The organism is Chitinophaga agri (genome assembly GCF_010093065.1).
In the GTDB taxonomy this organism is placed as follows: Bacteria; Bacteroidota; Bacteroidia; order Chitinophagales; family Chitinophagaceae; genus Chitinophaga; species Chitinophaga agri.
The window spans coordinates 2,203,886-2,225,164 of the sequence record NZ_CP048113.1 but is presented as its reverse complement, the minus strand read 5'-3'; the positions used below and the strand labels follow the sequence as shown (position 1 = coordinate 2,225,164).

General features: G+C 48.5%; 14 protein-coding genes. 9 read left to right on the top strand and 5 right to left on the bottom strand.

Features of this window, described 5'->3' with window-relative positions; genetic code table 11:
- Window positions 1-1,449, top strand: coding sequence for an aldehyde dehydrogenase (NADP(+)) (locus tag GWR21_RS08495; protein WP_162331318.1), 1,449 nt, complete (start codon window positions 1-3; stop codon window positions 1,447-1,449).
- A 14-nt stretch (window positions 1,450-1,463) separates the two neighbouring features.
- Window positions 1,464-2,882 carry an APC family permease gene (locus GWR21_RS08490; protein ID WP_162331317.1) on the top strand — a complete coding sequence of 473 codons (1,419 nt, stop codon included), beginning with the start codon at window positions 1,464-1,466 and terminating at the stop codon, window positions 2,880-2,882.
- Window position 2,883: 1 nt separating this feature from the next.
- Here the strand turns inward: GWR21_RS08490 and GWR21_RS08485 are convergent, their stop codons facing one another.
- The 4 genes from GWR21_RS08485 to GWR21_RS08470 all read right to left on the bottom strand — a co-directional run bounded on the left by GWR21_RS08485 (window position 2,884) and on the right by GWR21_RS08470 (window position 7,081).
- Complete coding sequence (locus GWR21_RS08485) at window positions 2,884-3,810, bottom strand: transglutaminase family protein (RefSeq protein WP_162331316.1); 927 nt, start codon at window positions 3,808-3,810, stop codon at window positions 2,884-2,886.
- 8 nt (window positions 3,811-3,818) lie between these two features.
- Window positions 3,819-4,760 (bottom strand): alpha-E domain-containing protein, encoded by a 942-nt coding sequence (locus GWR21_RS08480; RefSeq protein WP_162331315.1) that lies wholly within the window; start codon window positions 4,758-4,760, stop codon window positions 3,819-3,821.
- A gap of 20 nt (window positions 4,761-4,780) precedes the next feature.
- On the bottom strand, window positions 4,781-6,226 hold the full coding sequence (locus GWR21_RS08475) for a circularly permuted type 2 ATP-grasp protein (RefSeq protein ID WP_162331314.1): 1,446 nt from the start codon (window positions 6,224-6,226) through the stop codon (window positions 4,781-4,783).
- A 159-nt stretch (window positions 6,227-6,385) separates the two neighbouring features.
- The gene (locus GWR21_RS08470) at window positions 6,386-7,081 is read right to left on the bottom strand and encodes a response regulator transcription factor (protein WP_162331313.1); all 696 of its coding nucleotides are present in this window, start codon (window positions 7,079-7,081) and stop codon (window positions 6,386-6,388) included.
- 298 nt (window positions 7,082-7,379) lie between these two features.
- Here GWR21_RS08470 and GWR21_RS08465 point away from each other — a divergent pair, with 298 nt between their 5' ends.
- The 4 genes from GWR21_RS08465 to GWR21_RS08450 all read left to right on the top strand — a co-directional run bounded on the left by GWR21_RS08465 (window position 7,380) and on the right by GWR21_RS08450 (window position 13,513).
- On the top strand, window positions 7,380-9,734 hold the full coding sequence (locus GWR21_RS08465; protein ID WP_238430264.1) for a TonB-dependent receptor: 2,355 nt from the start codon (window positions 7,380-7,382) through the stop codon (window positions 9,732-9,734).
- A 213-nt stretch (window positions 9,735-9,947) separates the two neighbouring features.
- Complete coding sequence (locus GWR21_RS08460) at window positions 9,948-12,104, top strand: DUF6055 domain-containing protein (protein ID WP_162331311.1); 2,157 nt, start codon at window positions 9,948-9,950, stop codon at window positions 12,102-12,104.
- A gap of 328 nt (window positions 12,105-12,432) precedes the next feature.
- Window positions 12,433-12,750, top strand: a complete 318-nt coding sequence (locus GWR21_RS08455; RefSeq protein WP_162331310.1) for a hypothetical protein — start codon at window positions 12,433-12,435, stop codon at window positions 12,748-12,750.
- A 34-nt stretch (window positions 12,751-12,784) separates the two neighbouring features.
- Window positions 12,785-13,513 carry a hypothetical protein gene (locus GWR21_RS08450; RefSeq protein ID WP_162331309.1) on the top strand — a complete coding sequence of 243 codons (729 nt, stop codon included), beginning with the start codon at window positions 12,785-12,787 and terminating at the stop codon, window positions 13,511-13,513.
- Here the strand turns inward: GWR21_RS08450 and GWR21_RS08445 are convergent.
- Window positions 13,437-17,048, bottom strand: coding sequence for a PAS domain S-box protein (locus tag GWR21_RS08445; protein ID WP_162331308.1), 3,612 nt, complete (start codon window positions 17,046-17,048; stop codon window positions 13,437-13,439). The genes GWR21_RS08450 and GWR21_RS08445 overlap by 77 nt on opposite strands.
- Before the next feature lie 191 nt (window positions 17,049-17,239).
- Between GWR21_RS08445 and GWR21_RS08440 the strand changes: the two genes are divergently transcribed.
- The 3 genes from GWR21_RS08440 to GWR21_RS08430 are packed head-to-tail and all read left to right on the top strand — an operon-like array spanning window position 17,240 to window position 21,203.
- Window positions 17,240-18,241, top strand: coding sequence for a 4-hydroxyproline epimerase (locus tag GWR21_RS08440; RefSeq protein ID WP_162331307.1), 1,002 nt, complete (start codon window positions 17,240-17,242; stop codon window positions 18,239-18,241).
- A gap of 8 nt (window positions 18,242-18,249) precedes the next feature.
- On the top strand, window positions 18,250-19,497 hold the full coding sequence (locus GWR21_RS08435; protein WP_162331306.1) for an NAD(P)/FAD-dependent oxidoreductase: 1,248 nt from the start codon (window positions 18,250-18,252) through the stop codon (window positions 19,495-19,497).
- A gap of 11 nt (window positions 19,498-19,508) precedes the next feature.
- The gene (locus tag GWR21_RS08430; RefSeq protein ID WP_162331305.1) at window positions 19,509-21,203 is read left to right on the top strand and encodes a DUF885 family protein; all 1,695 of its coding nucleotides are present in this window, start codon (window positions 19,509-19,511) and stop codon (window positions 21,201-21,203) included.
- Window positions 21,204-21,279 lie beyond the last annotated feature (76 nt).

The window sequence follows — 21,279 nt, the reverse complement described above, 5'->3', positions numbered from 1 at the left end:
ATGCAGATAGATGATACTATGCAGCGGGCCGCAGCTGCTTTTGAGGAATACCGGTATACCACGCCTGCCGCCAGGGCTACCTTCCTTGAAACGATTGCTGCGGAGATCAATGCACGAAGAGAAGCGCTGATCGAAACGGCGCATGCAGAGTCGAATCTGCCTGTTGCCCGGCTTAACGGAGAGATCACCCGTACTACTTCCCAGCTACAGCTGTTTGCTACGCTGATCAGAGAAGGAAGTTGGGTAGAAGCGGTGATAGATACCGCCCGACCAGAGCATACACCTGCCCGTCCTGATATACGAAGGATGTTATTACCGGTAGGGCCTGTGGTTATTTTTGGAGCAAGTAATTTCCCTTTTGCTTTCTCTACGGCAGGAGGAGATACAGCGAGCGCACTGGCAGCAGGAGCAACCGTTGTCATCAAGGGACATCCTGCACATCCGGGTACTTCACTCATGATCTTTGAAGCGATCACCCATGCGATCAGTAAAAGCGGGATGCCTGCACATACGGTACAGCATGTGACAGGAGACGGGAATGCCACCGGCCGTGAACTTGTGATGCATCCCCTCACCACAGGGGTAGGTTTCACGGGTTCCTTCCAGGGAGGTAAAGCCTTACTGGATTACGCCGCACAGCGGACCGTACCTATTCCTGTATTCGCAGAAATGAGCAGTATCAATCCGGTGGTCTTTTATCCGGATGCCCTGGCTTCACAGACGGCGCAGCTGGCGCAGACCTTTGCAGCTTCCATCACCCTTGGTATGGGGCAGTTCTGTACCAATCCGGGTATTTTACTCGGACTGAAAAGCGAGGCGCTGGAAGATTTCATCAGCCAGCTGGGGACTGCTATCGCAGCAGTTGCTCCACAGAAGATGCTGCACCAGGGTATTTGTGAAGCATACACTAAAGGGCGCAGCCATATGCTGGAAACTGCCGGTGTTACTTTAGTCAGCGAATCAGCACCGCCGGCTGCACTCGAAGCCTGGCCTTCGCTGGCACGTACGACCGGTAAGGCGCTGCTGACAAATCCTGCGTTGAAGGAAGAACTGTTCGGACCATATTCACTGATGGTAGTGTGCGCAGACAAAGCTGAACTGGTGGCGGTATTGAAAAGTCTGCACGGTCAGCTGACCACCACCATTGTCGGCACACCTGCAGATACCGCACAGTATAAAGACGTCATTACGACACAGTCTACGCTCGCAGGCCGCGTCATTCTCAATAACCCACCCACCGGTGTGGAAGTATGTGCTGCCATGGTACACGGCGGACCATTCCCCGCTACTACCGACCAGCGTTTTACTTCCGTCGGAACAAGCGCTATCCGACGCTGGGTAAGACCTGTATGTTTTCAGAATTTTACGGATGATATGCTGCCCGATGCATTGAAAGCAGCGAATCCCCTGGGCATATGGCGCCAGGTGGACAACCAGTTTGTACGATAAACACCTACCACCCTATGTCAGATCAACCAACATCTTTCCGGCGGTCCTTCGGACTGCTGGACGCTACGATGATTGTAGCCGGCTCAATGATCGGTTCAGGTATTTTCCTGGTAAGCGCCGATATCACCCGCACTGTAGGCTCGGCCGGCTGGCTGGTGCTGATATGGATCATTACAGGGCTGCTGACCTTAACAGCGGCCCTGAGCTACGGAGAACTGAGCGGTATGTTCCCCCATGCCGGCGGACAGTACGTCTATCTCAAGGAAGCTTTTAACAAGCTGACCGGCTTCCTGTTCGGCTGGAGTTTCTTCACGGTGATACAGGCCGGTTCTATCGCTGCCGTAGGTGTGGCTTTTGCCAAGTTCTCCGCTTATATGTTCCCGGTGTTGAGTGAGAAGCATATTGTGGCCGATCTGGGATTTATCACCATATCTGCTGCACAGCTAACCGCTATCCTGCTGATCGTTTTACTGACCTTTATCAATACGCTTGGTGTAAAGGAAGGTAAATGGATCCAGACGGGCTTTACACTGGCAAAGATCGCTGCATTACTGGCCCTGGTGCTATTCGGATGTTTCGCTGCCAGGAAGCATATCTGGGATGCCAACTGGGCAACAGGATTTAGTATGCAGCGACTCACACAGGATGCATCCGCTGTTCACCTGAGCAGCTATGCGGGTGCTGGCTTTGCGGTGATTGGTGCAATAGCCGGAAGCATGGTGGGAAGTCTCTTCAGCAGTGACTCCTGGAATAATGTCACCTTCATAGCCGGCGAGATCAAAAAACCGGAACGTAACATCAGCAGAAGCTTGTTCCTGGGTACCCTGATCGTAACAGTGATCTATGTAGCGACTAACCTGGTGTATCTGGGTGTATTATCGCTGAGAGAGATCGCGTTTGCAGAGAATGACAGGGTAGGGGTGGCTGCTGCCGTTAAGATCTTTGGAGAGAAAGGTACCTATATCATTGCCGGGTTGCTGATGGTATCCACTTTCGGATGTAATAACGGACTGATACTCTCAGGTGCGAGGGTGTGTTATACCATGGCCAACGATGGCGTCTTCTTCAAACAGCTGGGTAAGCTGAACAGGAACGCCGTTCCCGCCAGGGCGTTATGGATCCAATGTGTCTGGGCATCCCTGTTATGCCTGAGCGGTAAATACAATCAGCTGCTGGACTACGTTATCTTTGCCGTACTGATCTTCTATATTCTTACCATTGCCGGTATCTTCCGGCTGCGCAGGACAAGACCGGAGCTTCCAAGACCATATAAGGCGTTTGGCTACCCTGTTTTGCCATTATTGTACATAGTGTCCGCCAGTGTCATTTGCGTGGCGCTATTGGTCTATAAACCGCTTTATACATGGCCCGGACTGTGTATCGTATTACTGGGTATACCGGTGTATTATGCAGTATGGAGCCGGAAGGCATAATTTACTGCTGACCGGCATACTGTTCTGGTGCGATTGCTGTGTTTCCATGCAGGTGTACATCATTGGTCTCTTCAAAAGTCTTTCCATCTTCATACGCCACGGCGACGAACACCGAGAGTTTTTGTCTGGCGGGGCCTTTGAAGGTACCTTTCACCGGACTACAGTCGTTAAAATGACGTCCTACAGATAACTTCACATGTTTATTGGTTACCCAGATATTGTTGGTCGGATCGATCCCGGCCCAGCCATATCCGGGTATCCAGGCTTCCACCCAGGCGTGCGTGGCGCCTTCTCCGCGCATACCGTCTTTATTCGGACAGATATATCCGCTGACATACCTGCTGGGTATTCCGCAGGAACGGAGTATATGCAGCATCAGGTGTGCGAAGTCCTGACACACACCGGCACGGTGCTGCAGGATGTCGTCCACTGTTGTTTCTATATTGGTGATCCCTTTCAGGTACTTGAAGTTCTTGAAGATGTATTCGCTGCAATGCTCAGTGACAGTAGCAACGCTTTTACCCGGTTGCCCGATCACCGTAATGATGTTATCAATAGCACGTTGCGTTTTGATCATATCAGGACGTGCCAGTTCCAGTAACTGCAGGCTATCCGTCATTTCCTGCTCCAGTTGTGCGAAGGTAGAGTGGAAGTTCAGCTGTAACTGAGAGGAGGCTGTTGTACGTACCAGCAGTTTGCTTTCTATGGTCATTATCTTATGCGGCGGCAGCAGATTAAAGTTCCCTGCCTTATTGCCCCAGTAATCAGTGAACGTCTGTACTTCCGGCTGTCCTGTGATGAGCAGGTCATGTTGTAATATCTCCTGGTCCTGACATTTATATGGGAAGACCCTTATTTCATTTACGCTTTCTTTGACCGGTCTGTCATACTCGTACCTCGTAATATGATGTATTCTGAAAATAGCCATATGCTGATTTATGCGTAAGAGAAAAACTTTTGACTGAGAAGGGTAGTGAATTGCAGGAGATCATGTCGTAAGGTATCCAGGAACGGCTGTAGCGTTTTATTGTTGAGATCATCGATCTCCAGGTGTTTCACCTTACCATACAGTCGTCCGAAATTCCTGATGAGCACTGCATTTTCTTCAGAGATATGTCCTTTGGTCACATCCTGCAGGTGCCTGTCAATTCTACCCAGCGAATATATAACCGAATGTGCAAAATCTTCATTAAATAATACCTGGTGCAGTACATCATGTGTGTACTGATAGGAGCGGTATGTCTTGAGATGCAGTTCATAGCCGGATAAAGACATCAGCAGATGCCGCCAGTGCATGATATCCTTGGCATCGTCTACCCGGTACTGATTGAGCGCATACTGTTTATCGGTCAGCACGATCGTCTCCATGCACCGTTCGATGTATTTGCCCAGGTTCATAAATCCCCAGCCGGTTCCCCTCGCCATGGTAATATCAGTAATGCCGGTATATAGTACGGAATGACGGGTAAAGAGATCGAGGATGTCGGCCGCTTCATAATTGGACAGCCGGTTGTCTACTGATGGCTGGTTGATGAGATGATAGAAGGAATTGACTTCTTCCCACACTTCTTTGGTAATATAGTCCTGGATACCTCTGGCATTTTCCCTGGCCTTGCCAATAATGGATTTCAGGGAGTTATGATTGGCCGTATCTGTCAGTAGTTTCTTCAGTGCAGCACCGCTGTTGTGCGTGATGGAACTGATCTCTTCGGATGATGCGCTGGTGAATGTTTCCAGTACAGGTTTCCATGTGAGCGGACCATTCACGTCTTTATCAAGTGATAGCAGATTATGTGTGGACGTAACGCGTAGTAAGCTTTCGGCCCGCTCCATATAACGGGCGAGCCAGAATAGTGAATCAGCAATCCTGCTTAGCATGTATAACAATCATTTTAGGTTCAGTCTATAATCCAGGTATCCTTACTGCCTCCGCCCTGGGAGGAGTTGACGATCAGGGAGTCTTTACGCAGGGCAACACGCGTAAGTCCGCCGGGTACGATCCGTACACCCTGTGGACCACAAAGCGCATAGGGGCGAAGGTCTACATGTCTCGCCTGGAAAGTACCATCTATGAAACAGGGAACAGTTGACAGCCGGATAATGGGCTGCGCAATAAAACTACGGGGATCAGCTTCGATGGCTGCCCTGGCATTCACCCATTCCTCCGGCGATACCTTATTACCCATGACCATACCATATCCGCCGGATTGGTTCGTACGTTTAATGACCATGTTGGTATAGTTTTCAAATACGTAATGCCTCGCATCCGCATTACTCATTTCGTAGGTAGGTACATTGGGTAGTATCGGCTCTTCATTGAGGTAGTACCGGATCATAGCCGGTACATAGGCGTAGACCGCTTTATCATCTGCTACGCCATTGCCAATGGCATTGACAATCGCAACATTCCCCAGACGGTAAGCGCTCATTAGTCCGGGAATACCGAGTGCACTGTCTGGACGGAACATGAGCGGGTCCAGGAACTCATCGTCGATCCGGCGGTAAATGACATGTACCTGTTCCAGCCCGTCTGTGGTCTTCATGTAAACCTTATGATTGTTGACCAGCAGGTCTCTGCCTTCAACGAGTGTGATCCCCATCTGGCGTGCCAGGAAGGTATGTTCGTAATAGGCAGAATTGTAGATACCGGGTGTCAGGAGCACTACCCGCGGGTCAGACAGTTGCCCGGGCCCCATTTGCTGTAAGATCTCATGCAGGAGCAGCGGATAGTTACTTACCCGTCTGACATGGCTTTCGGCCAGTAGTTCGGGAAAGATCCGTTTGGTCACTTCCCGGTTCTCCAGCATGTAGCTGACACCGGAGGGCGTACGGAGATTATCTTCCAGTACATAAAAGTGTCCGTCTTCTCCCCGGATAAGGTCGATACCAGAGATATGGACATAGATATCATGGGGCACTCTAATACCAAAGACTTCCCGGGTGTAATGGGGACAGGTGGCGATCAGGGAGGCCGGCACTATCTTATCTTTCAGGATCAGCTGTTCATTGTAGATGTCTTTGAGGAACAGGTTAAGGGCCTTCAGCCGTTGTTTGATACCGGCTTCGATATGCGCCCATTCCAGTCCGGTAATAATGCGGGGAATGATGTCAAAAGGGAAAATACGTTCGATGCCGGCATCTTCACTATATACCGTAAAAGTGATGCCCTGGTTCATAAACAGTTCTCCCGCCAGCCTGTCTTTCCTGTGCAGGTCACTGACGGAGAATTGTTTCAGGGTGGCCATGATCCGATGGTATTGCTCTCTTATTTGTTGCCGGTCACACATCTCATCCCATATACCGGCGCCGTTCTCGTAATGTTCAAGTAAAGGTGGCAGGCTCATACCAGTGGATTTAACGGGTTAGTAAGTATAAGGGTATTACCCTCAATTTAATGTTTTGAGGTGAAAAATCAGAGCAGTTAGGACAAAAATGCAAAGAAATATCTGGTTGAGCCTATTTATAAAGTAATTAGATGTGTGAAATGGTTATATGATTTATATTTAAATATGTTGATCAGCTTCGCTGTTTTCCCATTTATACCCGGTGGCATACACTGTTTTCAGGTGATTGCCTGCACCTTCTTTCTGGAGCTTCTTCTTCAGGTTTTTGATATGCGCGTAAATGACATTATGATCATCCCGCATACCAGCAATGTCTCCGGAAAGTTGTTCGGCCAGTTCCTGCTTGGACAATACCCGGTTTTTATTGCCAATAAAATACAGCAGCAGGTCAAACTCTTTTCTGGTAAGGGGTACAGGTGTTTCATTCACATATACCATCTTTGCCAGGAGGTCAATGCTCAGTGCGTCCTGCCTGATAACATTGGAATTGTTATACTTTCTTCTTCTGATAACAGCGAATATCCTGGCTGATAACTCAGGTATGTAAAATGGTTTGGTCAGATAGTCGTCTGCGCCACGTTTGAGCGCACTGATCTTATCCTCATATGATTGCCGTGCGGAAATGATGATCACTCCCTCGTGCTTGTCTCTATTCTTGATTTCCTCCAGCAGTTTGCATCCATCGCCATCGGGCAAGTCCAGGTCCAGTAAAATACAGTCATATTCATACATCGTGATCTTAGCCTGAGCCCTTCTGTAGGTATTTGCATACTCACATATATAATTTTCGGCTGATAAACAGGAGATCATTACCTGCGACAAAGACACATCGCCATCAATGATCAGTATTTTCATGCCACAATATTATTCCTCAATTCTAAATCAATTCTGAATTTTGAGGAGGTACAGGTACCTGTCACAGAAAAAGTTCCCGGTGCGTCATGGGGCAACTATCCTTCTGAGCTGGTAAAGTCCGCTGTGGTAAATGATTCTGTAGGAAGTATGAATGCCATGTTGCCTGTTTTTTATATGCTTCACTATCTCCGCTGATAGTTGTTTTTTTTTCCTGATCCGACCTGCTTAAGTAGTGTATGTAGTCTTTCTTTGCAGGAAATTTTACCACAGCGTGAAACAGATATACCTAATTCTTACTTTGGCTTTCATCAATATTGCCGCATTTGCACAAAGCGGCCATATTAAAGGGAAGATCAGTTCTGCAGACGGACAGCCTGCTGCATTTGTAACAGTTGGCTTGAAAGACACCAGGAAGGGTGCCGTCACCACGGAAGAAGGTGTGTTCGTATTGAGAAATATTAAACCGGGCCAGTATGTCCTGATCATCTCCTGCACAGGTACTAAAACCCTGCATACACCGGTTACTGTCGTCGCCGATCAGACAGCAGATGTATCGTTGTCACTGGAAGCAACTTCCGCCCAGCTGAATGAGATCGTCGTGGAAGGTAACAGGACGCGCACCATCAATAAACGTCCTGTAAGCATTGGTAAACTACCTGTAGCAGCGATCGACCTGCCACAAGGGGTTGCGGTGATCGGACATGAGGTGCTTGAAGAGCAGCAGGTGCAGCGCCTGAGTGATGTCGTGAAGAATGTAAATGGTGTATATATGGCCTCCACCCGTGCCGGTACACAGGAGGCGTTTAATGCAAGAGGATATAGTTTTTCCAGCAGCAATATGTTTAAGAACGGCGCCCGTGTGAACTCCGGTGTGATGCCTGAAATGAGCTCCCTGGAAAAAGTAGAAGTACTGAAAGGCAGTGCTGCCATCCTCTATGGGAATGTTTCTCCGGGCGCAGTACTGAACATGGTGACCAAACAACCGTCATTCAGTTTTGGTGGTGAGGTGAATGTACGTGCCGGTAGTTTCGGTCTGCTGAAGCCTGCATTTGATGTATATGGCCCTCTGTCATCCAAGGTCGCCTATCGTATAAACGGTACATTTGAAACCACCGACAGCTATCGTGATAAGGTACACTCCAAACGTTATTATGTCAACCCATCGCTGCTGTTCAAACTGAATGAACGTACAACGCTGCTTGTACAGGGTGACTATCTGAAACATGACTTTACGCCTGATTTCGGTATCGGCTCCCTGGATAATACCAGGATAGCAGATGTGCCACGGAACAGCTTTTTCGGTACACCATGGCAGTATGCACATACACAGCAATCGTCTGCCGGTGCAGCTATTAAACATCAGCTGAATGACAACTGGTCGCTGAATGGTACCCTTACCTACCAGCGCTATAGCAGGGATTATTATGCAGTGGAAAGGATACAGGCAGACGCCAATGGCAAATGGGCGCGTCCGCTGAACAGGGCCTTCAACTCAGAAAACTACTACCTGGCACAGGTTGACCTGACCGGTAAGTTCAGGACCGGTGGACTGGAACATAATGTACTCGCAGGTGTAGACGGTGATCGTTATTATACAAAAGCGTTCTCTTACAATCAGCCGACTATTTACGATACCATTAATATCCTCCATCCTGAGCTGTACACCGCTCGTACGGATGTACCCGATGCATCCAGGATCAAAAGTGTGACCACACCTATCAACCGTTTCGGTGTCTATGTACAGGACCTGATCAGGATCAACAGCAAACTGAATTTCCTGGCGGGTGTAAGATTCTCTTATCTGCAGAATGAAGCGCCTACCACACTCGATATGAAAACCAATACCACCTCGCAGACGAAGGCAAAATATGACCATGCGTTCTCTCCGCGTTTAGGACTGGTATACAAACCAATTGAAAGTACAGCGCTATTTATAAGTTATGCTAACTCCTTTACACCTAACAACGGTTTAGACATTGACAGTAATGCGCTGAAGCCATCTGTGATCGACCAGTATGAAGCAGGTATCAAGAACGATTTCCTGGGAGGTAAACTTTCTGTGAACGTTACTGCTTATCAGATCAGAAATAATAACTATGCGCAGACCTCGCCTTTCCAGAAGGACGGCGTTACGCCTAATAACAACGCCAACCTGAAAGCGCTGATCGGTAAGACCCTCAGCCGTGGTGTGGAAGTAGATATCGCTGGTCATCCATTACCAGGATTGGATGTAATTGCGGGATATAGCTACAATAATATCACGATCGAAAGCACCAGTGGTGTAACAGGTGGTGCGGTAGAAGGAGAACGCCTGGTAGGCAATCCGAATCATACCGGTAATGCAAGTGTGTTTTATACTTTACAGCAGTCTAAATTGAAGGGGCTGAAGTTGGGCGTAGGGTATTACTATATCGGACAACGTTTCGCCGGATGGAATAATACCATTAATCAGACCCAGAAGTATAACCGCCTGATCTCTGTGCCGGGATTCTCTACCCTGGACGTGAGTGCGGGTTATTCTTTCAAACGTTTTGGTGTAATGGCGAAAGTATCTAACATCACTAATACGTATAATTATTACGTGCACGAAAATTACAGCATCAATCCGATACCGCCGACAGCGTTTACCGGTACGGTGTCTTATAAGTTCTGATAGTCATTGATAGTATATAACAGAAACAGCCGGCATATTTACGCCGGCTGTTTCTGTTAAAATCCTGTCCATATACGTTAATATCTGTCATGACGGCCATATCCATTTCCGTTAATTTTACTTTCGTCATATACACCTGTAGAAAAACCCTTAGTCCCCTGTAGCCCGATTCCACTGGTCAATTGTTAACTGTCGTCATTAAAAAACACATTCATGAAAACACATGTACTGTTATTGCTATGCCTGTTACTGACGGGCAGCACTTTCGCGCAAAAAACTGTCTTCATTCCATCGGAATTTTCTTCCGCCCCGTTGAATACCTGGTCTTACAGCAAGTCATATCAATCAACCAATTTTGTTGTATTCTGGGGCAATGTCGTGGGTACGAATCCAGCTACCTATTCCGATGTGAACCTGCGGTTCAATCCGCAGTCCGTTTGTGATACCCTGGAAAAGATCTACACTAAATTTGTCACGCAGCTGGGTTTCTGTTCTGATGCGCCGACCACTAACCTGGGTAAGTACAAGATCATCATCGTAATGAATGATACCTGGGGTTCCGGTGGTCCTTCCGGCTGGGCATTTGGTGGTTCCTATGGTAATACCATCGGCGCCATGTGGGTACATCCCAATGCCACCCGCGATGGCGCCGTGATCAGTCATGAGCTCACACATGCACTGCAGGGGATGATCTCTATCCAGGAGAATACAGTAGGCGGCGGTTATGTAGGCTGGGAGCCGGCCGGCTTCTTCTGGGAAGCGCATGCCAATTACATGCGTACGCAGATGTACCCACGTTTTGCCGGTGATGACCTGCCCCGCTGGATGGGTACGCAGAGCTTTCACCTGAGCTCTACCCGCCATCACTATGGTACATTCAAATGGCTGTATACTATTCAGGATACAGACGGTATTACAATGGTGAACAGACTATGGAAAGAGTCGCTTGCGAATGAACATCCGTTGATCACGTACCGCCGGCTCAAAGGCTGGAATCAGTCGCAGCTGAACGATTTCCTGTATAACTATGCCAAACGGGAAGTGACATACGATTATACCAGCAATAACTTCGGTAACATCATGAGAAGTGCCAGGGAAGCCCTGAAAACGTCAGAGCCGCATTATATATGGCGCCTGTATACCATGCTCACACAGATCAGCGCTACTACTAACCGCTATGTGGTACCTGATGCCTTCGCCCCGCAGGACTATGGCTATAACATCATTCCTTTATATACCACCTGTAGCTCCCGTAATGTAACGGTTAAGTTCAAAGGACATACGGAAGTGAATAGTACCGCCGGCTGGAGATATGGCTTTGTTGCGACCAATGCCGATGGTACGGTATCCCGTTACGGGGCATTGAGTAACGCGAATGATGGTCAGATCAGTTTTCAGATGAACAGTAATGAGACAGGACTATATCTGGTAGTCATGGGAGCACCCACCACGCATACTTCCTATGTATGGGAGCCTGGTTTTCCTAAGATAAAAAGATATCCCTACGAATTAAGGATCGCGAATGCTGTTCCGGAAGGCTATCAGACTAACTTCCGGGCTGCCTATAAAACAAATGGTCATGTACATACCAATGGAGGTGGATGGGTGGCGAATACAGCTACTGTAGCAGCGACGGCTTATGTAGGACCCAGAGCGATCGTATTAGGTAACGCTAATGTATCTGGTAATGCCAGAATAGACGGTACTGCCTGGGTGGAGAATGCAACGGTACAGAACAATGCGGTGATAACCGGTAATGCCAATGTATGGAACGGCACCGTTTCTGGAAGTGCCAACGTAAGTGAGAACGCTATCCTGAATAACTGTACCATATCAGGCACCGCTATTATAAAGGGGAATGCGATGGAATGGGGTGCTGCTTTCGGATCGGGGGTGACAGTAGGAGGGGATGCAGAAATCCCCAGCTGTAGTACAGCAGGCGTATATCTCCAGGTGCCACATACAAATAATGGCCGTAATAACTGTGATGGACTCACGGCTTCTCATACTTCCAATGTCGATGTGAATGCCGGTTATACCCAGTTTACCGATACACAAATGGCTTTCTCTGGTAGCGTGGCCTGTACCGCTGCGGCAGCACACATACCTGTGCGTGCACAGAAAGAGGTGGTGGTATATCCTAATCCGGCATGTGAGCAGATCAATGTCAGTCTGCGCAATTTCTCTCCTGATGAGGATGTACTGATCACACTGTACAATAGTGCCGGTACCGTGGTGCTGAATAAGCGAATAAAGGCTTCGCCGAATTTTACGTTAAATGCGGATGCGGAGAAACTGGAGCCTGGTGTGTATATATTGAAGATCAGTGGAAAGACGGTGTTTACCAGAAAGGTTGTTATCAGCAGATAAGTAAATTGTTTTATAAAAAAGGGCACTCCCTATTCATTGGAGTGCCTTTTTTATACGTTTGTCTCTTCTCCGTTTTAAGTTGTATATTGAGTCGATTATTGCTACCGGCTTACATTATGCCGGATAGTGCATCCTAATCTGTTACGCCTATGTTAAACAGGAGTCAGCTTTTTATGATATTGTTGTTGCCTGTATTATTCATGGCGGGACGTATTCATGCTCAATCGACCCAGACGAAAGAGGCAAATAGGGGACAATTAATATTGATAAATACAAAGTCAGGGGCAGTAAAACTACAAACACTGGAAGTTGGAGACTATTATCATCTATGAAATTATTATTTACACCACGCATCAGCATATCTTTACGAATAGCGCTTCTCACCGCTTTCGCTGCATTTGCAGGACTTACCTGTGCCAGTACCTTTCTTGATCCTGAACCTGTATACTGGGATTTCTTCGGTCAGGCGGTGATTGTGTGTGGTGTGCTTTATCTCACAGCCAGTCTGCTGTTTCTGAAGGGGAAAACCCGTTGGTTCTGGAGCTTTATGATAGCTGGATTCATCACACTGATAGCCGGTTGTATCATCTACTGGTTATTTTACGGCTTCGCAGCAGCACACGCGGAATGGAAGTATGTGGGATGATTGATGAATGAAACCAATGTTAATTAGAATTGGCATGAGACCCTCCTTTTTTTTAGTTTTATTAGGCACCTGCACGCTGATATCCTGTAATAACCCGTCAGGTAACTATAAGATTGTCACAGATACGATTCATCTTACTGACACGATTACTGAACCGGCGTTTACTGATGCTCCGGCTGACGAGGATATGTCAAATGATGCTTCCAACACAGACACCTGCAATGTGGGAACCACTGATAAATCTTACAGGGAAAAAGCACTCAGACCTGCTACCTATATCGTGAATGACAGTATCAGGATGGTGTATATTGAGGATTCCATTAATGGCGTTCTGTGTAACTTGTATATGCGGTCCGAGGTGGAGCAACTTGACGCTATTAGTACGCCCAGGGATCTCTCTGCAATACCAGTCATTACTGCAGGTAGCAGGCTGGTACTAAACATCAATGGAAAGGTCATACAACTGACATCCGCTATTGATAACAGTCCTGTCCTTGTACCTGAACATCTGGGTGCATTTATCTATAATGACCGTAATTTTATCGTGATCAGAATGATGGTATTCTCTTTCATGCGTAATACATATTACGACAACCTGGTGCTGGAACTCGACGGTGCTGGACAGGTGATCGGACAGCATGTGGTGGGTTCACATTGTGATGTGAGGTTTCAGAAACTACTGGATGCTATTTCCCCGTCACTTTCCGCGTCAGCCACTTTTCAAACACCACCACCAGGTTACTCTCCACAAACGGCTTTGTGACAAAATCATCCATCCCTGCCGCTATACACTTCTCCCGTTCCCCCTTCACATTGCCCGCCGTCAACGCGATGATGGGCACATGCACCCGCGTACTGATTTCCCTGATCCGCCCTGTCGCCTCATACCCATTGACAATCGGCATCTGTATGTCCATAAAGATCATATCGGGCATCTGCTGCTCACAGCTCTCCACAGCTTCCTTTCCGTTCTTGACTTCAATGATATGTGCTGCCGGAGCGATCTTCCGGATGATCGTACTGGCAAGCAGCATATTGATCGGATTATCTTCTGCAATCAATATCCTGATATTCCCTTTTATTTTCTTTGTTTCAATATCCACCTGGTAGCTGTTTTCAGTATCTCCTTTTATGTACAGATGTGACAATGCATGGAACATTTCCTGCATTTTGATCGGTTTTAACAGCCGTTGATTCACATGCAGTTCCTCACTGGCCCTGATCAGCTTTTCATCATCCGCAGAACTATGCAGCAGGATGATGGCCGGTTCTTTTTCCAGGTCTCCGAAGTTCTCTCTGATCTTGCGGATGGTCTCAATACCATCCATCACGGGCATATGGTAATCCATGAGAATAACGTCATATTGTTGTTTCGTCATCAGGAACTGTAAGGCCTCTATACCATTCGCGGCTTCATCAAAAGTAATGTTCCGCAGCTGAAGCATTTTGCGCAGAATGATGCGGTTGTTTTCATTATCATCCACAATGAGTACATGCTGTACCAGGTCAATCTTTTCCCAGGAAATAGGTTCTCCGTCCTCCGTTTTGAGCGTCAGGTCAAAGAAGAAGGTACTGCCTTTTCCCGGTGCACTTTCCAGCTGTAGATGACTACCCATCAGTGCCAGGAGTTTATTGGAGATACTGAGTCCGAGACCGGTACCACCATAACGTTTGGTCGTGGAGATGTCTTCCTGCAGGAAGGCTTCGAATATCTTCTCCTGCTTGTGTTTCCGTATGCCGATACCCGTATCACGCACCTCAAACCGGATGGTAGTACGGTCGCTGGAAGGGTAGGCGATTGGCTTTATCTTTAATTCAATCTCTCCTTTTTCGGTGAATTTGACTGCATTCCCCAACAGATTTAATAAGATCTGTTTGAGCCGCACCATATCCGCCCACATAAATCTTGGCAGATCAGTAGATACGTTCAGCAGCATTTCAAGTCCTTTCTGCTGTGCCTGAAAACTGAGGATGTCGCTTGCCTGGCTGCTGAACTCATAGATATCACTTTTGCCGATGTCCAGTTCTATTTTGCCGGCTTCTATTTTGGAGAAATCGAGGATGTCGTTGATGATGCTTAACAGGGAGTTGGCGGACTGATTAACGATGGCTATATATTGCTGTTGTGTATCGGTCAGCACGGTTTTCATCACCAGGTCCGTGAATCCGATCACGCCATTCAAAGGCGTGCGTATCTCATGGCTCATATTGGCAAGGAACTCCGACTTCGCCTTGCTGGCGTGTTCTGCCTGTAACTTTGCTTCTTTGAGGTCGCGTTCTGCCTTTTTTCTTTCGGTGATATCTACCGCTATTCCCAGGTAACCAGTGATGACGGCATTATCCCGGATAGGAGTGACCACCATGGAGACAATGATCGCAGAGCCATCTTTCCGGATGTAAGTCCATTCGCGACGTTCTGAGCCCTCCAGGTCAGGAACGTGCGCAAACACGCGGAAGCCCTGAATAGCCCTGCCATATTGTTTAGACAGTTCAATACTACGGTTGGCGATCTCTTCCTCGGCATGCAGTATCTCCCAGGACTGTTTCCCGGTCAGCTCGTCTGCATGGTAGTTTAACAGTCGCTCCGCGCCTTTGTTGAACAGGGTGATAATGCCCTCGTGATCTGTGGCAATAATACTAACTTCTGAAGCTGATTGCAGCACATTTTCCAGCATCTGCCTGGATTGCTGGATCGCAATGCTTGCCTTTTTCTTTTCATCAATATCCTGGAACGTGCCATATAATCTTTTGCAGACGCCGTTTTCAAATTCCGCCTGACCAATCGTGCGCACCCATAACATTCTGCCGGTATAGGTCCTTATCTGCAGTTCTGTCTGCCAGGGAGTACCATTGGCAATTGCCTCCGATACTACAGTATCCAGTATGATCTTATTTTCTCCCTGATAGAAGACCCATGCATTCTCAGGCGTCAGCTGGTAATTAAGCGGTACTTCATGAATTTCACGGGTCACATTCGACCACTGCAGCTCCTTTTTATCCAGCTCAAATTCCCATCCTCCGATGCGGGCGACGCGGTTTGTGCTTTCCAGCAATTCTTTGGTGCGTTTCAGATCAGTTTCCAGTTCGTGCCGTTCTGTAATATCTGCAGCGTTCCCGATCACATAGGCGTTGCCTTTTCCGTCATTGATCAGCACATTGTTGAACAACCAGATACGGATGTGTCCTTTCTTGTGCTGTGTATGCATCAGCCCCGTCACTTTCCCCTGTTTTCTGATCTGTATCAGGTATTCACCCAGCGCATGATGGTATTGGCCGGGTACCAGGTCATAAAGGGTCATACGTGTCAGCTCTTCAATGCTGTAGCCCACGCTGTCGGCACTGGCTTTGTTGACGTAGGTGATCTTGCCGCTAAGGTCGTGCCTGCACATCATACCCAGTGAATTCTCAAAGAACGTACGCGCGTTTGTCTCACTTTCTATCAGCTCCTGCTCTTTGATCTTTTCATTCGTAATATCCCTGCCCATGGCAAAGATGTTGCCTGTTAACGGCTCTGGCGTAGCTACCCATTGAATATACCTGTATCCGCCTGCTTTTGTCCTTACCCGGTGATGGAAGAACACGGTGGATTCGCCCGCGCTCATGTGTTCCAGTTCTTTAGCTGTACCGGTTGCATCCTCCGGATGAACGAGGTCCAGCACAGACATGCTTTGCAGGTCGGCATCCGTCCAGCCCAGCAGGGTAGTGAATGCATGATTGAACTGGCGCAGCCGGCCATAGAAGTCTGCTACACAGATAAGTCCCTCTGAGAGGTCGAAGAGTTTGGTGAAATATTGTTCTTCCGTCTTCCGCCTGTTCGCCTGTATGGTTTCAGTGATCTTCTCCGCGATAATAGACAATGCCTGCCGCTGTGCGCCTGTCAGCGCAGCCGGCGTGGTATGCATCACATAGAAAGCACCCAGCATCTGTCCCTTATTGTCTGTAAGCGGAAAGCCTGCAAACGCCCGGATATGTGGAAATTCAAGTACCGCTTTATTATCACGGGTGAGCGGATCGTTTAGCGTATCCGTGACTTCGGTGAATTGTTGTTTGTGGAAGATCTGCTGCATGAATCCCCAGCCGATAGCGGTTTCACGCACACCAGGTACCGGGGTGGCAGAGATGATCAGCTGCGCGTCAATGCCGGCAATACAGATAGCGGCAAAGGGAAACTCACAGACAAGTGGCGCCAGTTCGGTGAACTGGTCCAACGCCGGTTGTGGCATCAGTTGAAGCAGCCCGTATTCCTGGAGTGCTCTCAATCTTTCTTTCTCACTGTTTGGGGCAGCATTCTCATTCATATGACATGGAACTATAGATGCAATATAACTAGGAATTGGGAATTAGGAATTAGGAATTCCCTGCTCTTCTCGCCGATTTATGTTAATTTCTGCACACCATTGGTGAAAACCTGTAATATGCCATTCATCCCCATCGGGTATTTTTGAACAAAGGGTGATCAACCAAATCGTTAAACAGAATCAAGGAACACGTGAAGAAAACATTTTTTTGCATAGACGCACATACCTGTGGCAATCCCGTCAGGTTGGTAGCCGGTGGAGGACCAGTACTCCACGGAAATAATATGAGCGAGAAGCGGAACCATTTTCTGGAGGAATATGACTGGATAAGAACAGGGCTGATGTTCGAACCGCGTGGTCATGATATGATGAGTGGCAGCATCCTTTACCCGCCACATGATCCTGCTAACGACGTAGGTGTTCTTTTTATCGAGACCAGTGGCTGCCTCCCTATGTGCGGACATGGTACGATTGGTACGATCACCATTGCGCTGGAAGAAGGACTGATACAGCCGAAAACGCCAGGTATTGTGCGAATGGAAGCGCCCGCAGGATTAGTCCTCATCGAATACAGGCAGGAGGGTAAAAAAGTAAAAAGCGTCAAGCTCACCAATGTAGCTTCCTACCTCGCCGCTACAGATATCGTCGTGGAATGCCCGGATCTTGGTCCGCTAACTGTGGATGTTTCCTATGGAGGGAACTATTACGCCATCGTGGACGTACAGGAGAACTTCCCCGGATTGGAACACTACACAGCTTCTCAGCTGATCGGCTGGGCCAGGGAACTGCGTAAACGCATCAATGAAAAGCACACCTTCATACACCCGGACAATCCTCATATAAACGGCTGTTCTCACGTACTGTGGACCGGCGCGGTCATGGATCAGACCTCCACAGCCCGCAACGCTGTCTTCTACGGAGACAAGGCCATTGACCGCTCTCCCTGCGGTACCGGCACCTCCGCCCGCATGGCACAGTGGTACGCCAGGGGAAAACTGAAAAAAGGTGACCACTTCATTCATGAAAGCATCATTGGCTCCCGTTTTATCGGCACCATCGAAGAAGAAACCACAGTGGCAGGTGTGCCTGCTATACGCCCTGGTATCGAAGGCTGGGCCAGAATATACGGATACAACACGATCACAATAGATCCTGAGGATGATCCATATGCATATGGATTACAGGTGATTTAAACAGCAATATGGAAGTACTCATTATCGGCGGAGGAATTATAGGCCTGAGCAGTGCCTTTTATCTGCAACAGGCAGGATATACGGTCACCGTGATCGACAGAACGGATATGCAGCAGGGATGCTCCTATGGTAACGCAGGGTACATCTGCCCCAGTCATTTCGTGCCACTGGCTACGCCGGGTATCGTCAGACAGGGACTCAAATGGATGCTCAACGCTAAAAGTCCTTTTTACATCAAACCCAGTCTCAGTCGCAGCATGATCAGCTGGGGATGGCAGTTTATGAAGAGTGCCACAAAGGAACATGTGGAACGCGCTGCTGTACCATTGAGAGATATTGCCCTGCTGAGCAAACGCCTGTATGAGGAATGGACACATATTCCCGGACTGGATTTCTCCTACGATCCGCAGGGAATGCTGGAACTCTTTAACTCAGAAGAAAACGCGCATCACGCGGAACACACCATAAAAGACGCACATGCGCTTGGCATAGACGCCCGTCTTATAGACAGGGCCACCCTGCAGCAGATGGAGCCTGATACGGCTATCAATGCACTTGGGGCGGTTTATTTTCCCGGTGATGCACAGCTCTATCCCAATCAGCTGATGCACAGTCTGATGACCTATCTGCGCAGCCGGGGCGTACAGTTCAGGGGAAAGGAGGAAGTGACCGGATTTATCAATGAAGGTAATAGGGTCAAAGGCGTAAGAACTGCTACGAATGTGTATGCTGCAGATCATATTGTGGTGGCTGCCGGCGTGTGGAGCCGGGATCTTGCAAAGGAACTGCAACTGAAGATCCCGATGGTAGGTGGTCGCGGCTACTCAGTGACGTTAGAGGATGCGCCATATAAAGTAAGGCACTCCGTTATCCTCAGTGAGGCCAGGGTAGCTATTTCTCCCATGAACGGGAATAAGATACGCTTTGGTGGTACCATGGAGATCACCGGACTGAACGCACCTCCGCGTATGCAAAGGGTGGAAGGCATCCTGGAATCCGTTAAACGTTATTTCCCGGCATATGATATTCCTTTGCCTCCGGCAGATCAGGTATGGTTCGGTTACCGTCCCTGCAGCGCTGATGGCCTGCCGCACATCGGTAACCTGGAACGCTATCCGAATGTAACAGTCGCTACAGGGCATTCGATGCTGGGTATCAGTCTGGGTGCCGCGACCGGTAAGCTGGTTGGGGAACTGGTGACCAAAGCACCCGTATCTATGGACATCGCTCCGTTTAAAGTTGAACGATTCAGTTAAAAGTATTAATGATGAAATTTATTTACTGCCTGTTAACAGCCGGATGTCTCATTGCCGGCCGTACCTTCGCGCAGGAAAAAGACATGATGACGCTACAGCAGCACTATGATGCTGATAAGGGGAGCCTCCTGCGTTTCTACCGGATAGCGTATTCACCGGAGAGAACGGAACGGCTGAAAACCTTTAACACGGACTACCTGCTGCAGCTGAACGGTATTTCCTTTGATAAACTGACGGTCGGGGAACGTGTGGAATATGTGCTGTTTAAAATGAAGCTGCAGGAGGAACTGCGCCTGCTGGAAGTAGAAGGGAGTGAGTATAGGCAGGTGGCAGACTGGTTTCCGCTGGCCGATAAAATATATGCAGCCGAAAAGCTCAGAAGGCGTGGCACAAAACAGGATGCCCAGGCGCTGGCAGGTACCCTGCGGGACATGTCGGTAGCGTTGCAGGCGAAAGCTAAACAGCTGGGCAGTGCAAAAGGGATTAACATCAACCTGTTACGCAGCGGAGCCGCCGTCACCAAAGGATTGCAGGATGCTATTCACAGTATATACAACTTCTATGATGACTATGATCCCATGTTCACCTGGTGGGTGCCCGCTCCCTATAAACAACTGGATAGTGTACTTAAAGCCTATGGAGATAGCTGGCAGCAACAGATAAAGACCCTGCCGGGTGGTAAGGATGATGGCAGCGGTATTGTCGGTTATCCTATTGGAAGAGAGGAGCTGGTGCGACAGCTGCAGAATGAGCTGATCCCCTATTCTCCGGAAGAACTCATCGATATTGCTAATAAGGAATTTGCCTTCTGCGATGCGGAAATGCTGAAGGCAAGCCAGGAAATGGGCTTCGGAAAGGATTGGCACAAGGCCATGGAAAAGGTGAAGAACACGTATGTTCCAGCTGGAGAACAGCCAGACGCTATCATGAAAATATATGATGAGTCTATGGCCTTCCTGAAGGAAAAGCAGCTTATTACCATCCCGCCGGTGGCAGAGGAGACCTGGCGTATGATCATGATGACGCCGGAAAGACAGCTGGTGAACCCCTTCTTTACAGGCGGCGAAGTGCTCAGTATCTCTTATCCGACCAATGACATGGACGAAGCCGATAAGCTGATGAGCATGCGGGGCAATAATCCGCATTTCTCCCGTGCCACGGTACACCACGAACTATTTGCGGGGCATGCACTGGAACAGTTCATGAACAACCGCTATAAGACGTATCGTAATTTCGAGACACCTTTCTGGGTGGAAGGATGGTCATTATACTGGGAAATGCTGTTGTGGGACCTGAAGTTCCCCCGCTCTCCGGAGGACCGTATCGGTATGCTGTTCTGGCGGATGCATCGCTGCGCACGTATCCTGTTCTCGCTCAACTACCACCTGGGTAAATGGACACCGCAGCAATGTATAGATTTCCTGGTAGACAGGGTAGGGCACGAGCGGGCGAACGCTGCCGGTGAAGTACGCCGGTCATTTAAAGGCGATTACAGCCCTTTATACCAGGTTGCCTATATGATTGGCGGTTTGCAGTTCATGGCGCTTAAGAAAGAGCTGGTTGACAGTGGTAAAATGACCTATCAGCAGTACCACGATGCCGTGATGAAGGAAAACGCGCTGCCAGTGGAAATGCTGCGGGCGATACTGACGGATCAGCCGATAGGAAAGGACTTTAAAACGAACTGGCGTTTTTATAAGTTATAGACGGTTTTACATCTGACAAACAACCATATCACCATACAGGGCCGGGTGTATCAATAAATGTTGATACACCCGGCCC